15 protein-coding genes are annotated in these 13,881 nt (G+C 63.4%); 5 read left to right on the forward strand and 10 right to left on the reverse strand.

The features are described 5' to 3' along the window. Positions 1-46: 46 nt before the first annotated feature. From AC07Y0_RS08960 to cysE, 8 genes are all read right to left on the reverse strand, one after another. Positions 47-382, reverse strand: coding sequence for an AzlD domain-containing protein (locus tag AC07Y0_RS08960; RefSeq protein ID WP_498676480.1), 336 nt, complete (start codon positions 380-382; stop codon positions 47-49). Further along, a complete protein-coding gene (locus AC07Y0_RS08965; RefSeq protein WP_498676481.1) occupies positions 379-1,137 on the reverse strand; it encodes an AzlC family ABC transporter permease in 759 nt (252 codons plus the stop codon). The genes AC07Y0_RS08960 and AC07Y0_RS08965 overlap by 4 nt, the downstream gene beginning before the upstream one ends. 120 nt (positions 1,138-1,257) lie before the next feature. After that, positions 1,258-1,674, reverse strand: coding sequence for a nuclear transport factor 2 family protein (locus AC07Y0_RS08970; protein WP_498676483.1), 417 nt, complete (start codon positions 1,672-1,674; stop codon positions 1,258-1,260). 207 nt (positions 1,675-1,881) lie between these two features. Then, positions 1,882-4,359, reverse strand: coding sequence for an ATP-dependent Clp protease ATP-binding subunit ClpA (gene clpA, locus AC07Y0_RS08975; RefSeq protein WP_498676485.1), 2,478 nt, complete (start codon positions 4,357-4,359; stop codon positions 1,882-1,884). 9 nt (positions 4,360-4,368) lie between these two features. Next, positions 4,369-4,716, reverse strand: a complete 348-nt coding sequence (clpS, locus tag AC07Y0_RS08980) for an ATP-dependent Clp protease adapter ClpS (protein ID WP_028735022.1) — start codon at positions 4,714-4,716, stop codon at positions 4,369-4,371. A gap of 252 nt (positions 4,717-4,968) precedes the next feature. Continuing rightward, on the reverse strand, positions 4,969-5,319 hold the full coding sequence (locus AC07Y0_RS08985; RefSeq protein ID WP_498676487.1) for a phasin family protein: 351 nt from the start codon (positions 5,317-5,319) through the stop codon (positions 4,969-4,971). Between the two features lie 193 nt (positions 5,320-5,512). Further along, positions 5,513-5,716 carry a DUF3126 family protein gene (locus AC07Y0_RS08990; RefSeq protein ID WP_154720875.1) on the reverse strand — a complete coding sequence of 68 codons (204 nt, stop codon included), beginning with the start codon at positions 5,714-5,716 and terminating at the stop codon, positions 5,513-5,515. Between the two features lie 141 nt (positions 5,717-5,857). Next, positions 5,858-6,679 carry a serine O-acetyltransferase gene (gene cysE / locus AC07Y0_RS08995; protein WP_498676489.1) on the reverse strand — a complete coding sequence of 274 codons (822 nt, stop codon included), beginning with the start codon at positions 6,677-6,679 and terminating at the stop codon, positions 5,858-5,860. 74 nt (positions 6,680-6,753) lie between these two features. On the opposite strand from cysE, the gene AC07Y0_RS09000 reads away from it, so the two are divergent. Then, complete coding sequence (locus AC07Y0_RS09000) at positions 6,754-7,557, forward strand: enoyl-CoA hydratase-related protein (RefSeq protein WP_498676491.1); 804 nt, start codon at positions 6,754-6,756, stop codon at positions 7,555-7,557. A 31-nt stretch (positions 7,558-7,588) separates the two neighbouring features. Here AC07Y0_RS09000 and AC07Y0_RS09005 read toward each other — a convergent pair whose 3' ends face one another. Then, positions 7,589-8,374 carry an alpha/beta fold hydrolase gene (locus AC07Y0_RS09005; RefSeq protein WP_498676493.1) on the reverse strand — a complete coding sequence of 262 codons (786 nt, stop codon included), beginning with the start codon at positions 8,372-8,374 and terminating at the stop codon, positions 7,589-7,591. Between the two features lie 165 nt (positions 8,375-8,539). Here AC07Y0_RS09005 and AC07Y0_RS09010 point away from each other — a divergent pair, with 165 nt between their 5' ends. Both AC07Y0_RS09010 and AC07Y0_RS09015 read left to right on the forward strand, forming a co-directional pair. Beyond that, positions 8,540-8,785, forward strand: coding sequence for a zinc-finger domain-containing protein (locus tag AC07Y0_RS09010; RefSeq protein WP_498676495.1), 246 nt, complete (start codon positions 8,540-8,542; stop codon positions 8,783-8,785). 27 nt (positions 8,786-8,812) lie between these two features. Then, positions 8,813-9,979 (forward strand): FAD-dependent monooxygenase, encoded by a 1,167-nt coding sequence (locus AC07Y0_RS09015; RefSeq protein WP_498676498.1) that lies wholly within the window; start codon positions 8,813-8,815, stop codon positions 9,977-9,979. Between the two features lie 15 nt (positions 9,980-9,994). Here AC07Y0_RS09015 and AC07Y0_RS09020 read toward each other — a convergent pair whose 3' ends face one another. Continuing rightward, positions 9,995-11,185 carry a cystathionine beta-lyase gene (locus tag AC07Y0_RS09020; protein ID WP_498676500.1) on the reverse strand — a complete coding sequence of 397 codons (1,191 nt, stop codon included), beginning with the start codon at positions 11,183-11,185 and terminating at the stop codon, positions 9,995-9,997. A gap of 357 nt (positions 11,186-11,542) precedes the next feature. Here AC07Y0_RS09020 and AC07Y0_RS09025 point away from each other — a divergent pair, with 357 nt between their 5' ends. Then, positions 11,543-12,571, forward strand: a complete 1,029-nt coding sequence (locus AC07Y0_RS09025; protein WP_498676502.1) for an amino acid ABC transporter substrate-binding protein — start codon at positions 11,543-11,545, stop codon at positions 12,569-12,571. 98 nt (positions 12,572-12,669) lie between these two features. Next, positions 12,670-13,881, forward strand: coding sequence for an amino acid ABC transporter permease (locus tag AC07Y0_RS09030; RefSeq protein ID WP_498676504.1), 1,212 nt, complete (start codon positions 12,670-12,672; stop codon positions 13,879-13,881).

Genomic DNA, 13,881 nt, shown 5'->3' on the forward strand with positions numbered 1-13,881 from the left:
GCGCGTGCCCAAATGCGCCCTCGCCCCTGCCGCAGACCGGCGGCGCTCACAGCACTGCCAGCCCGAGCGACAGCAGGGCAAGGGACACGACGACGCCGACGATGATGCGCTGCCCGGTCGCGAGGAAGGCGACGAAGCCGAGGCCTGCGGCGGCGAGCCTGAGCCAGAGCGGCGAATCCGCCAGACTGCCGGTCGGGAAGACGATCAGCTTGGCGGTCACCGCCATGACCAGGGCGGTGGCGACCGCCCTCACCCAGTTCAGCGCCTCCGAGCCTTCGGCCAGCCGGTTGCCGGCGATCACGCCGAGCCAGCGCCACAGATCGGTGGCGAACCAGCCGGCGAACAGGATCACCGCATAGGGCCAGAGTTCGGCGGCGGTCATGGCTCTTCTCCATGGTCAGCCGCGACGATGGCGCGCCGGCGCACTACGAAACGGTCGATCAGGTAGGCAAGCGTTCCCCCGCCGATCCCGGCGATCAGGATGTCGAAGCCGGGCGTGACCACCGCCAGCAACGGGCCAGCGACCACGCCGATGACGAAGGCGATCTTCACCACGGAATGGCGGGCGGAAGCCCAGATCGAGCCGACGAAATAGACCGGCGTCAGGAAGAACAGGATGCCGGCGACCGCCGGCGGAAAGGTCGAGACGATCCCGTAGCTCAAGCCGACCAAGACCGTGTTGACCGCGACGAGCGTCAGGCCGAAGCCGGCGAAATAGGAGACCCGGGCCTCGCGCGGAATGTCCTTGAGGCTTCCCATGGCAAAGACCCAGGCGGTGATCGCGACGAAATGCGACAGGATCAGCAGCAGCCAGGTCGGCGTGCGGGCTCCACGCAACTCGGGGACGAGCGAGGCGACCATCGGCATCATGCGGATCGACGAGAGCGTCACGGCGAGGAATACGGCCAGCACATTGGCGCCGCTCGCCATCATGCCGATCAGGATCATCTTGGCGGGCAAGGCCCAGATCGCCGCCGTCATGAACATCGCCTCGCCGCGGCTGACGCCCGATTCGAGCGCAAAGGCGCTGAAACCGACGAAGGAGGTCATCAGGATGAAGGCAGGCAGCGAGAAGATGCCCCGCGCGCCCAGGAGGAACCAGCGGAAGGAAGGGGCATCGGCGTGGGTTTGGGACATCGACGGATCCGGCGGGCGGCTATAAAGGGACGGACGGGCCGACCGAGGTGACCACGAAGGATAGGACGTATACCGCCGATTGCCGCCGCGAGACAGAGGTTTTTGCCTCGAATGTGGCCGTCAGCGCATTCCGTCCGGCCCACCGCTCACGGCGATCATCAGCCAGCCGCTGCCGCGACGCTTGTAGATCTCGGTCCAGCGCCCGGCGACCTGTTTCGGCGCGCCGTCGGCTGCCTCGACATCGGCCTCGTAACTGTAATGCACGACACCGACCTCATGGTCGAAGACGGTGACCTTGAGGGGTTTCAGGCGGTAACGCAGGACCTGCGGCGTATCCGGCCCGACCGATGCCACGGCCGCCTCATAGTCGTGCGGCATATCCAGCCCCGTCACCCAGCCGCTATAGTCGCGGTGCAGCAGCTTGCGGACCGGTCCGGTCTCGCGCCGCCGCGCGATTTCCCAGAGTTCCGTGACGTGTTCCCAGAGTTCCCGCTGTTCCTGCGAGAAATGCTGCGCTTCCCGGTCCTTCGTATCCATCCGGATGCCCTGCTACCCCATTGCCCAGTCAAAGCCTAGCGCCCGCCGGATACAACCCGCAAGCCCGGCGACCTCCATACAAGGACAGATCACAGAAACGTCACTTGCGACAATGAAAAACCCCTCGCAGCAAGGCCGCGAGGGGTCAATCCGACATTCTGCCAATATTGCCGACCGTCATCGCACGTTGCGTGCCGGTCGTTGACGTTACTTCTTCTTCGGCACCTTGGGCACCGAACTGCGCTTGGCCGGCGAAGGCTCGGCGGTTTTCTCGTCCTTTGCGGCTGCAGCCTTGGATTTCGCCTTGGACTTACTCGCCTTGGCCGGAGCCTCTGCTTCCGCGCCGACGAGTTCGGCCTCGGGCTTCGGCTTGACCGGCGCCGCTTCGGACAGCGCCTCCAGATCGAGAACGTCAGCGCCGTTCTCGTCCTTCTTGACGCCGACCTTGACCACGCCACCCTTCTTCAGCTTGCCGAACAGGATCTCGTTGGCGAGCGGCTTCTTGATGTGCTCCTGGATGACGCGCGACAGCGGCCGGGCGCCCATCTTCTCGTCGTAACCGCGCGTGGCAAGCCAGGCGATGGCCGGTTCCGACAGGTCGAAGGTGACGTTGCGTTCCGAGAGCTGCGCCTCGAGCTGCATGACGAACTTCTGCACCACCTGATGGATGACTTCCGTCGGCAGCGGTGCGAACTGGATCGTCGCATCGAGGCGGTTGCGGAATTCCGGCGTGAACAGGCGGTTGAGCGCTTCCTCGTCTTCGCCGGTCCGCTTCGACGAGCCGAAGCCGATCGCCGACTTCGCCATTTCGGACGCGCCCGCATTGGTCGTCATGATCAGGATGACGTTGCGGAAGTCGATCTTCTTGCCGTTATGGTCGGTCAGCGAGCCGTGGTCCATCACCTGCAACAGGATGTTGTAGATGTCCGGATGCGCCTTCTCGATCTCGTCGAGCAGCACGACCGAATGCGGATGCTGGTCGACGCCGTCGGTCAGAAGACCGCCCTGGTCAAAGCCGACATAGCCCGGAGGTGCGCCGAGCAGGCGCGAAACCGTGTGCCGCTCCATGTATTCCGACATGTCGAAGCGCAGGAGTTCGACGCCGAGCGAGGCGGCGAGCTGCTTGGCGACTTCGGTCTTGCCAACCCCGGTCGGGCCGGAGAAGACGTAGGAGCCGATCGGCTTGTTCGGTTCGCGAAGGCCGGCACGGGCCAGCTTGATCGCCGTCGACAGCGCCTCGATCGCCGCGTCCTGACCATAGACCACCGAACGCAGTTCCTTCTCCAGGTTGGCGAGAACCATCTCGTCATCCTTGGATACGGTCTTGGCCGGAATGCGGGCCATGGTGGCGATCGTCGCCTCGATCTCCTTTTCGGTGATCAGCTTGCGGCGCTTGGACGCCGGCAGCAGCATCTGTGCCGCACCGGTTTCGTCGATCACGTCGATCGCCTTGTCCGGCAGCTTGCGGTCGGAGATGTAGCGGGCCGAGAGCTCGACCGCCGACTTGATCGCCTCGTTGGTGTACTTGAGCTTGTGATAGTCCTCGAAATAGGGCTTGAGGCCCTTCATGATCTCGATCGCATCCTCGATCGTCGGCTCGTTGACGTCGATCTTCTGGAAACGGCGAACCAGCGCCCGGTCCTTCTCGAAGAACTGGCGATACTCCTTGTAGGTGGTCGAGCCGATGCAGCGGATCGCGCCGGACGACAGCGCCGGCTTCAGCAGGTTGGACGCGTCCATCGCGCCGCCCGACGTGGCGCCGGCACCGATGACGGTGTGGATCTCGTCGATGAACAGCACGGCGCCCGGATAGTCCTCGAGTTCCTTGACGACCTGCTTCAGCCGCTCCTCGAAGTCACCGCGATAGCGCGTGCCGGCGAGCAGCGTGCCCATGTCGAGCGAGAAGATCGTCGCATCCTTGAGCGCATCGGGAACCTTGCCCTCGACGATGCGCTTGGCCAGGCCCTCGGCGATCGCCGTCTTGCCGACGCCGGGATCGCCCACGTAGAGCGGGTTGTTCTTGGAACGGCGGCAAAGCACCTGGATGGTGCGGTTGACCTCGCTGTGGCGGCCGATCAGCGGATCGATCTTGCCGCTCTTGGCCTTCTCGTTGAGGTTGACGCAATAGGCCTTGAGGGCTTCCTGCTTGGCCTTGGTCGGAGCTTCGTCCTGCTCGCGGGCCTGCTTGGCCTCGCCGTCGCCGCCCTCCTCGGCACCGCGCGGCGGGCGGGTCTGGGAGGTACCCGGCCGCTTGCCGATGCCGTGCGAGATGTAGTTGACCGCGTCGTAGCGGGTCATCTCCTGTTCCTGCAGGAAGAAGGCGGCATGGCTTTCGCGCTCGGCGAAGATCGCCACCAGCACGTTGGCGCCGGTCACCTCCTCGCGACCGGAGGACTGGACGTGGATCACCGCGCGCTGGATGACGCGCTGGAATCCGGATGTCGGCTTGGAATCCTCGTCGTAACCCGTCACCAGGTTGGCGAGCTCGTTGTCGACATAGTCGGTGACTGTCTTGCGCAGGGCGTCGAGATTGACATTGCAGGCCCCCATCACCGCGGCGGCGTCTGCATCGTCGATCAGCGCCAGCAGCAGGTGCTCGAGCGTGGCATATTCGTGATGCCGCTCGTTGGCAAAGGTCAGAGCCTGGTGCAGCGCCTTTTCAAGGCTGGGAGAAAATGTTGGCACGTCAGTTCCTCACTTCTTTTCCATGACGCATTGAAGCGGATGCTCATGCTGCCTGGCGAAATCCATTACCTGGCTCACCTTCGTCTCGGCGACCTCGTAGGTGAAGACGCCGCATTCCCCGACACCATGATTGTGCACGTGCAACATGATGCGGGTGGCTGCCTCCCTGTCCTTCTGGAAGAAGCGCTCCAACACATGGATCACGAATTCCATCGGGGTATAGTCGTCGTTGAGAAGCAGGACGCGATACAGGTTCGGTTTCTTCGTCTTAGGCTTGGTACGCGTGATCACCGAGGTGCCACGATTGGCGTTGTCCCCGTCCCGCTGGCTTTGCATGACGACCGGCTTGGCGATCATTTCAGTTCATTCTCCAATTGTCCGGCCGATCTGCCGAAGACGCAACGCGACGGACAAACACTTAGCTCAGTAAGGTAGTTCATAATTCGGTGATTTTAAGCCCCCCTTCGCGCAGCGCAAACAGAATTGCGCGACGCATCCGCGAAGCAGGCTCAAAAAGAACGCTCAGGGTTATACAAGGCGGCACAAATGGCAAGACCGGCCGCAGGTTTGCGACCGGTCTTGCAATGTTCTCGATCTGGCAGGCTGGTGTCAGGCCGCGGTGGGCATCGACATACCGGTCGCCTTGGCGATCGGTGCTTCGTAGGGCTTGTAGACCGTCTTGGCGAGATCGGCGTACATTTCGCTCATCTTGGTGGCCTCGGCCACGAAGCTCTCGTAGGACGACTTCAGGAAATTGGTCTGCAGTTCGAAGGCGGTTTCGATGCTCTTCACGCCCGAAAGGGCTTCGACGTAGGACGAGACGTCCTGGAAGGACTTCTTCGAATATTCGGAAGCTTCGGTCGCGATCGCCTGGAAACCCTTGGCGACTTCCGAATAGTTCTTCAACATGGCGTCCATGGCTTCCTTGCCCTTCTTGTTGGCTTCGTCGAAATTGATCATGCCAGCACTCCTTCAGGTCCGTTTCAGTCAGTGCCTACGTGCATAGCAGTTGCACAAAATCAGTCAAGTGTTATGTGCGATGCGGTATCTCGTTTAGGTTGTATTTTTGGTCAAAGTCAAGGCCGACCGGAGGCCGGTCGGCCGCGTTGCCTTGAAAAGGAAAACATATATCAGCGATTATGCAACCGCTGGCTTAGAGATCGACGTCGAGGATCGCCATCGAAAAATTGTAGGACAGATCGCCGTCCTCGTCGTCCCGGAAAACCACGCCGAGAAACTCGTCGCCCACGTAGACTTCGGCCGAGTCATCCTTGCGGGGGCGAGCCTTCACCACCATGCTCGGATTGAACATCCGCTTGAAATAGGCGTCGAGTTTCTTGATTTCTTCGGGCTTCACGATCCATTCTCCATCGGCGATTCAAATCCGGGCCGCTTGTCGCATGCGCCATCCGCCGCTGTAAAGACGCAAAGGCCAATCTTTGCCGTGCCGGGACTGCCCGGCCGGACACCCGGTCCGGCCCTGCCCCGCTGCCGGCGGTCAATCCGCCGCCAGCATCTGGTCCATCGAGCGCGCCGGCTCGGCACAACCGGCCTCACCCACGACGCGGGCCGGAACGCCGGCGACCGTCGAGCCGCGCGGCACGGGCTTCAGCACCACCGAGCCTGCGGCTATGCGCGAGCAGCAGCCGACCTCGATATTGCCAAGCACCTTGGCGCCGGCACCGATCAGCACGCCGTCGCCGATCTTGGGGTGGCGGTCCGCCCCCTCCTTGCCCGTGCCGCCGAGCGTGACGCCGTGCAGGATGGAGACGTTGTCGCCGATCCGCGCCGTCTCGCCGACAACGAGGCCGGTGGCGTGATCGAGGAAGATGCCCTTGCCGATACGCGCGGCCGGGTTGATGTCGGTCTGGAAGACGCTCGAGGCACGGCTCTGCAGATAGAGCGCGAAGTCACGCCGGCCGCGGTTCCACAGCCAATGGGCCAGACGATGGGTCTGGATGGCATGGAAGCCCTTGAAATAGAGGACGGGCTCCATGAAGCGGGTGCAGGCCGGGTCGCGATCATAGACCGCCTGGATGTCAACGCGCATGATCGAGCCCCATTCCGGCCAGTCGCGCAGCATCTCGTCGAAGGTCTGGCGCAGCAGGATCGCCTGCAGATCGGGATGATCGAGGCGCTCGCAGATCCGGTAGATCACGCAATCCTCGAGGGAATGATGGTTGAGCACGGTCGAGTAGAGGAAGGCGGCCAGCAGCGGATCGTGATCGGCGGCAAACCGCGCTTCGCTGCGGAGGCTGTCCCAGATCGGATCCATCGACTGCACGTGCTCTCTCTTGAGGATTTCGCTTTTTGCGGCCATTGCCGTTCTCCTCGTTTCCTGTTCGAGCACATTATATAGTCGATCCGTGAATCAACATAAATGGGCCTCCCCAAATGAAACGCACCCACGATTTCGCCGCCGGCAGGATTCGCGCCGCAAGCCAGGCCGGAACGGGCATTCTGCTGATCGCCAATGCCGACCGCAAGAATGCGATCAGTGCTGCGATGTGGCGGGCGATCCCGGAGGCCATGCACTGGCTGTGCGGCGAAGGCGAGGCCCGGGTGATCCTGCTGATGGGGGCTGGCGAAAGTAATTTCAGTGCCGGCGCCGACATTTCCGAGTTCCCCGTTGTGCGCAAGGATACGCCGACCGCGCGCCTCTACGAAGACGACAACAGCAAGGCCTTCGCGGCGATCCGCGACTCGAACGTTCCGGTGATCGCCGCAATTCGCGGCATCTGCTACGGCGGCGGCTTCGGGCTCGCGGCGGCCGCCGACCTGCGCATCGCAGCCGAAGGCTCGGCCTTTGCGGTGCCCGCCGCCCGGCTCGGCCTGGCCTATCCGGCGGATGCGGTCCAGGATTTCGTCCAGTCGATGGGAACGCAGATGGCGCGCATGGCGCTCTATACCGGCGCGCCGATGAGCCCGGCGCAGCTGCTCGCCTGCGGTTTCCTCTTGCAGGTGACGACGCCCGAGGCGCTCGAGGCCGAAGCGTTGCGGCTGGCCGAGACCATCGCCGGCAATGCACCGCTGTCGGTCCGCGCCTCCAAGCTCGCCATCCGCGCCGCAACCCAGCAGGACGATGATCTCTTGCGCGAGGCAGAGGTATTCGGTGCCTCGACCTTCGACAGCGCCGACTATGCCGAGGGCCGGGCCGCCTTCTCCGAACGGCGACGGCCGATCTTTACCGGCCGCTGAACATGTGAGAAGCGAGGCGCCGGGCGCCCGGTCAGCCGGCGGCGATATGCCGGTAGAAGTCGATGACCGCCCTCTTGAACACCTTGTCGCCGACGGCGAGCATGTGATCGCGGTTGGGAATGTCGATCGCCGTCGCATGCGGCATCAGGGCCGCCAGTTCCTGCGGCGATCCGGCGATGTCGTCCTTGGTGCCGACCGCGATCAGGGTCGGCACCCCGACCCTGGCGATGTCGCCGCGCTCGACCGGAACGCGCGACGTCTTGATGCATGCCGCAAGCGCGAAGCGATCGGAATGGGTCTGGTCGGCAAAGGCACGGAACATCCGCCCGCGCGGATGGGTGACATCGGCGATCGACGGTGCGAGCAGTGCCTCGGCGATCGGATCCCAGTCCCCAACGCCGTCGCACAGCCCGATGCCAAGACCGCCGAGCACCAGCGAGCGGACGCGATTGGCGTGCTCTATGGCGAGGAAGACCGAGATGCGCGCCCCCATGGAATAGCCCATGACGTGGGCCTGTTCGATGCCGAGATGGGTCAGAAGCGCTGCCGCATCGCCGGCCATAAGCGAGGGATGATAGGCTTCCGGATCATGCGGCCGGTCGCTGGCGCCATGCCCGCGATTGTCGATGGCGATCACCCGGTATCCCGCCTCGCCCAGCGTCCTCAGCCAGCCGGGATAGACCCAGTTGACGCTGGCGGTCGAGGCAAAGCCGTGGATCAGCAGAACGGGATCGCCCGCCGGATCGCCCTCGTCGAAATAGGCGAATTGCAGATCTTCGTGATAGAAGAGCGAGAAAGGCGGGGCATCGAGATTCATCAGCGTGTCCTGTCGGCATCGGATTTGCGCCACACTATAAAATACCGGCCGCCGGTCCAACCCGGTCGACCCGATTTTCTATAGGCCGCGTGCCTGTTTGGCTCTACACATTTCGATCGAACGGCGATATGGTCCGCCGCGTTGAATGGCATAGCGGAGACGAACATGGCCGGGCACAGCATTCCCCATTTCCAGAACGACGGCGGTCATCAGGTGATCGAGATCGGCGTGAAGGAATTCATGTGCACGGGCGCTTCCTCTCCCTTCGACCATCCGCACATCTTCATCGACATGGGGCACGACAATGAAAAGGTCTGTTCCTACTGCTCGACGCTCTACCGCTTCAACCCCGCGCTCAAGGCCGAGCAGACCAATCCGCCCGGCTGCGTCTACCACGTCAAGGCGGCGTAACCGGCGCCGTTCCTGATCGGATCCCCCATGTCGATCAAGACCGCCGTCATCATCGGAGCCGGGGTGGCGGGTCTCACGGCCGCGCTTGCCTTGGCGCGTCATGGCGTGCGCTGCGACATCTTCGAGCAGGCCCCGCAGCTCGCCGAAGTCGGCGCCGGCCTGCAGATTTCCCCCAATGCATCGCGCATTCTCGCCGAACTCGGCGCTCTCGACGAGATCGAGCGCCACTGGCGCGAACCTGACGAAGTGCGTTTGGCCTCAGGCGTGACACTGAAGCAGCTTGCCGCGGTGCCGACCGGCGCCTTTGCCCGCAAGCGTTGGGGATCGCCCTATGGCGTGCTGCATCGCTCGACCCTGCAGCAGGCGCTGCTGACGCAAGTCCTGCACAACCCGCTCTGCCGCCTCCATCTCGGCTGCCGCATCGAGCCGGTCGACCGCGCGGCCATCGCAAGCCTGACCGGCTCGCCATGCGACCTCCTCGTCGGCGCCGACGGCGCCTGGTCGTCGGTGCGCAAGCTGATCGACGGGTCTCCCGAGATCAGCTTTTCCGGCAATATCGCCTGGCGCTTTACCGTGCCCGCCGCCGTCGCTCCCGCCTTTCTCGATCCAGTCAACGTCACCGCCTATCTCGGGCCGAATTCGCATCTCGTCGCCTATCCGCTGAAGGAGATCGACGGGTTCAACATCGTCGCCATCGCAGCCGGCATGGACCCGGGCGAGACCTGGGGGACGGAGGGCAGCGCCGGACAGCGCGCGCTGCTGCAGCGCCAGTTCGCCGGCTGGAACATCGAGATCTGCACCCTGCTCGCCTCGCTCGAGCGGGCGACCTTCTGGCCGCTCTACGAGGCTTCCGACGGACGCTGGCAGAATGGCTGCGATACGGTGCTGATCGGCGACGCGGCGCATGCGATGATGCCGTTTTCCGCCCAGGGAGCCGCTATGGCGATCGAGGATGCCTTCGAGCTGGCCGGAGCGGTGAGCGGTCCCCTGCCCCTGCCCGAGGCGCTTTCGCACTTCGAGGCGACGCGCAAGGCGCGCGCCGGCCGGGTGCGCCATCGCGGCGCGTTCAACAAGTTCGCCTATCACGCCCGCGGGCCGATCCGCCTTGGCCGCGACATCGTTTTGTCGCTGCGTTCGCCGCAGAGCCTCGCCGGTGATCTCGACTGGCTCTACGGCTATCGCGCCAAGGGTTGAGCCCTTGGCCGCCGCTCAGACGGCGGCAGCAGCCTTGAAGCCGCGTTCGAGGTCGGCGACGATGTCCTCGATGTTTTCCAGGCCGATCTGCAGGCGGATGACCGGGCCTTCGCTCGGCGCCTTGCGGATCGTGCGGTCGTCGAGATTGACCATCACCGCAAGGCTCTCGAAACCGCCCCAGGAATAGCCGAGGCCGAACAGCGAGAGTTCGTCGAGGAAGGCGCGCGCCTTCGGCTTGAACTTCTGCGGCGACTCGGCGCCCAGCACGAAGGAGAAGATGCCGCTCGTGCCCTTGAAGTCGCGCTTCCAGATATCATGGCCGGGAAAGCTCGGCAGCGCCGGATGCAGCACGCGCGCCACGTCGTCGCGGCCCTCCAGCCACTCGGCCGCGGCAAGGGCGCTGCGGCCATGGTGTTCGAGCCGAATGTTCATGGTCCTCAGGCCGCGCAGGATCATGTAGGAATCGTCCGGCGAACCGCAGATGCCGAGCGTGATGTTCGCTTCCTTCAGCCGCTCCCAATGCGCGGCATTGGCCGAGACCGTGCCCATCAGGATGTCGGAATGGCCCGACGGATACTTGGTCGCGGCATGGATGGAGATGTCGACGCCGAAGTCCAGCGGCCGGAAATAGAGCGGCGTCGCCCAGGTATTGTCCATGGTCACCACGCAGCCATGCCTGTGGGCGGCATCGGCGATCGCGCGGATGTCCTGCATCTCGAAGGTGTTCGAGCCCGGCGCCTCGGTGTGGACCAGCTTGGTGTTCGGCCGAATCAACTCTTCGATGCCGGCGCCCACCTCCGGATCGTAATACTCGACCTCGACGCCGAGACGCGCCAGCATGGTGTCGCAGAAATGGCGGCAGGGCGAATAGATCGAATCGACGATCAGCGCGTGATCGCCGGAAGACAGGAAGGCGAGGAACGGCACGGTGATGGCAGCCAGTCCCGAGGGCACGAGGATGGTGCCGGCCGAGCCTTCGAGTTCGTCGATGGCCTCGCAGAGCGCATCGGTGGTCGGCGTGCCGCGCGTGCCGTAGGTGTATTTCTGGGCGCGCGTCTCCATGGTTCGAACGTCCGGAAAGAGCACGGTGGAGGCATGCACGACCGGCGGATTGACGAAGCCGTGGAAACTCGAGGGGTCGTGGCCGATATGGCAGAGCTTCGTATCCGTGCCGGCGCGAGCCAGCATGTCTTTCCTGTCCTTCATGAAACCTGAGGCCTTCTGATTGCGAGGTATGAAGCGGGGATTTTTGAAGGCCGCAAGCTTTGCGGTCAAGCCGTGATTTGTCACCCTGCCATTGACAAATCCGCGAGCCAAAGCGCTTGCGGGCGACCCAATTTTGGGCAATCGGTGGTCGAAAACGGTAATTTATGCCTGTTTTTCCAGCTTAATTGGCAAATTGCCGCTTTTCGCCGCAATTTCTGAGCTCGAGACTTGACCGTCGATCCATTTAAGACTGTGATAGCCCGGCTCGCACCGGGAGGGCCGCGAGCCGGCCAGCTGCGCCGACCTTGTGGCGCGCGGCGGTCAAGAGCAAAAGACAACGGAAAAAGGTTGGGAAAAATGAACAAGATTCTCCTGTCAGCCGCACTCGGCGCTGCAGTCCTGGGAATGGGCGCGTCGGCTGCATCTGCTGGCACGCTTGATGACGTGAAGGCCAAGGGTTTCGTCCAGTGCGGCGTCAACGGTTCGAATCTCGCCGGCTTCGGCGCACAGGATTCCTCCGGCAACTGGACCGGCCTCGATGCCGATCTGTGCAAGGCTGTCGCGGCTGCCGTCTTCGGCGACGCGACCAAGGTCAAGTTCACGCCCCTCTCTGCCAAGGACCGTTTCCCGGCCCTGCAGTCGGGCGAAGTGGACATGCTCGCCCGCAACACCACCTGGAGCACGAGCCGCGATTCGCAGCTCGGTTTCGATTTTCGCGCCGTCAACTACTATGACGGCCAGGGCTTCATGGTGAAGAAGGAACTGAACGTGAAGTCGGCGCTCGAACTCAACGGCGCCTCGATCTGCGTGCAGTCCGGCACCACCACCGAACTGAACCTCGCCGACTACTTCCGTTCCAACAAGATGGAATTCAAGCCGGTCGTGTTCGAAGCCCAGGACGAAGCCGATGCGGCCTACAATGCCGGCCGTTGCGACGCCTACACCACGGACGCCTCGGGCCTCTATTCGATCCGCCTGAAGATGGCGAGCCCGGACGACCATGTGGTCCTGCCGGAAATCATCTCCAAGGAGCCGCTCGGCCCGGCCGTCCGCCAGAACGACTCCAAGTGGTTCGACGTCGTGACCTGGACGCACTACGCCATGGTGGCCGCCGAAGAATTCGGCATCACCCAGGCCAATGTCGAGGAAATGAAGAAGTCCGAAAATCCGGACATCAAGCGCTTCCTCGGTGAAGAAGCCGACTCCACCCTCGGTGCCGACCTCGGCCTGCCGAAGGACTGGGCCGTGCAGGTCATCAAGGCCGTGGGCAACTATGGCGAAACCTTCGAGCGCAATGTCGGCGAAGGTTCGCCGCTCAAGATCGCCCGCGGTCTCAACGCCCTTTGGACCAAGGGTGGCCTGCAGTACGCTCCGCCGATCCGCTGATCGCAATCTGAATATCGGGAAGGCGGAGACATCCGCCTTCCCTTTTCGGAGGGAAACACCCGGACAAAAAGGGTGACCAAACGACAGGGGAATTATCGATGGCTGTGACCGACGCTCGTATGCAGGGCGGCGACAACCGTCCGAAGGTATCGCTGCTCTACAACCAGGCCTTCAGACAGATCGTCTATCAAGCGCTCACGCTGCTGCTGATCGGTGGGGTGATTTATTTCGCCTGGACCAATGCCGCGCAGAATCTCGCCCGTGCCAACATGACCTCGGGCTTCGGCTTCCTTAACAGCCGCGCCGGCTTTGACGTTGCCCAATCGCTGATCGCCTATTCGAGCGATTCGACCTATCTTCGCGCCCTGCAGGTCGGGCTTCTCAACACCCTGGTGATCGGCTTCTTCGGCATCATCACGGCGACGATCGTCGGCCTTCTGGTCGGTATCGGCCGGCTCTCGCACAACTGGCTGATCTCGCGCCTCAGCACGGTCTATGTGGAAATCTTCCGCAACATTCCGCCGCTGCTCGTCATCTTCTTCTGGTATCTCGGGGTGCTGGCACTGCTGCCGGCGATCCGCACCATCTTCCAGCATGTGAAGGACAATCCGGGCGCGGTCTTCTTCATCTCCAACCGCGGCATCTACATGCCGGCCCCGGTGTTCGGCGAAGGTTTCGGCATCGTCGCTGCCTCGTTCGTCGCCGGCATTGCCGCCGCCGTCGCCTACACCATCTGGGCCAACCGGCGCCAACTGGCCACCGGCAAGCGCCCGCCGGTGCTCTGGGTCAACCTGGCACTGGTCATTCTGCTGCCGGTGGTCGTCTTCGCCCTCCTCGGCGCGCCGCTATCGTTCGACTATCCCGTACCGGGTTCGTTCAACATGAGCGGTGGCATGGTCATCGGGCCGGAATTCCTGGCGCTCTATCTCGCCCTGTCGCTCTACACCGCGTCCTTCATCGCCGAAATCGTGCGGGCCGGCATTCGCGGGGTGGCCAAGGGACAGACCGAGGCTGCCTATGCGCTTGGCCTCAGAGGCGGACAGACGACCCGTCTGGTGGTCCTGCCGCAGGCGCTGCGCATCATCATCCCGCCGCTCACCTCGCAGTATCTGAACCTGATCAAGAACTCCTCCCTGGCGGTCGCGGTCGGCTATGCGGATCTCGTGGCGGTCGGCGGCACAATCCTCAACCAGTCCGGCAAGGCCGTGGAGATCATCGCGATCTGGATGGCGGTCTATGTGACCATCAGCCTGCTGACCTCGCTGTTCATGAACTGGTTCAATGCAAAAATGGCCCTGGTGGAGCGCTGA

It is taken from the genome of Allorhizobium sp. GW101-3B10, assembly GCF_059424725.1.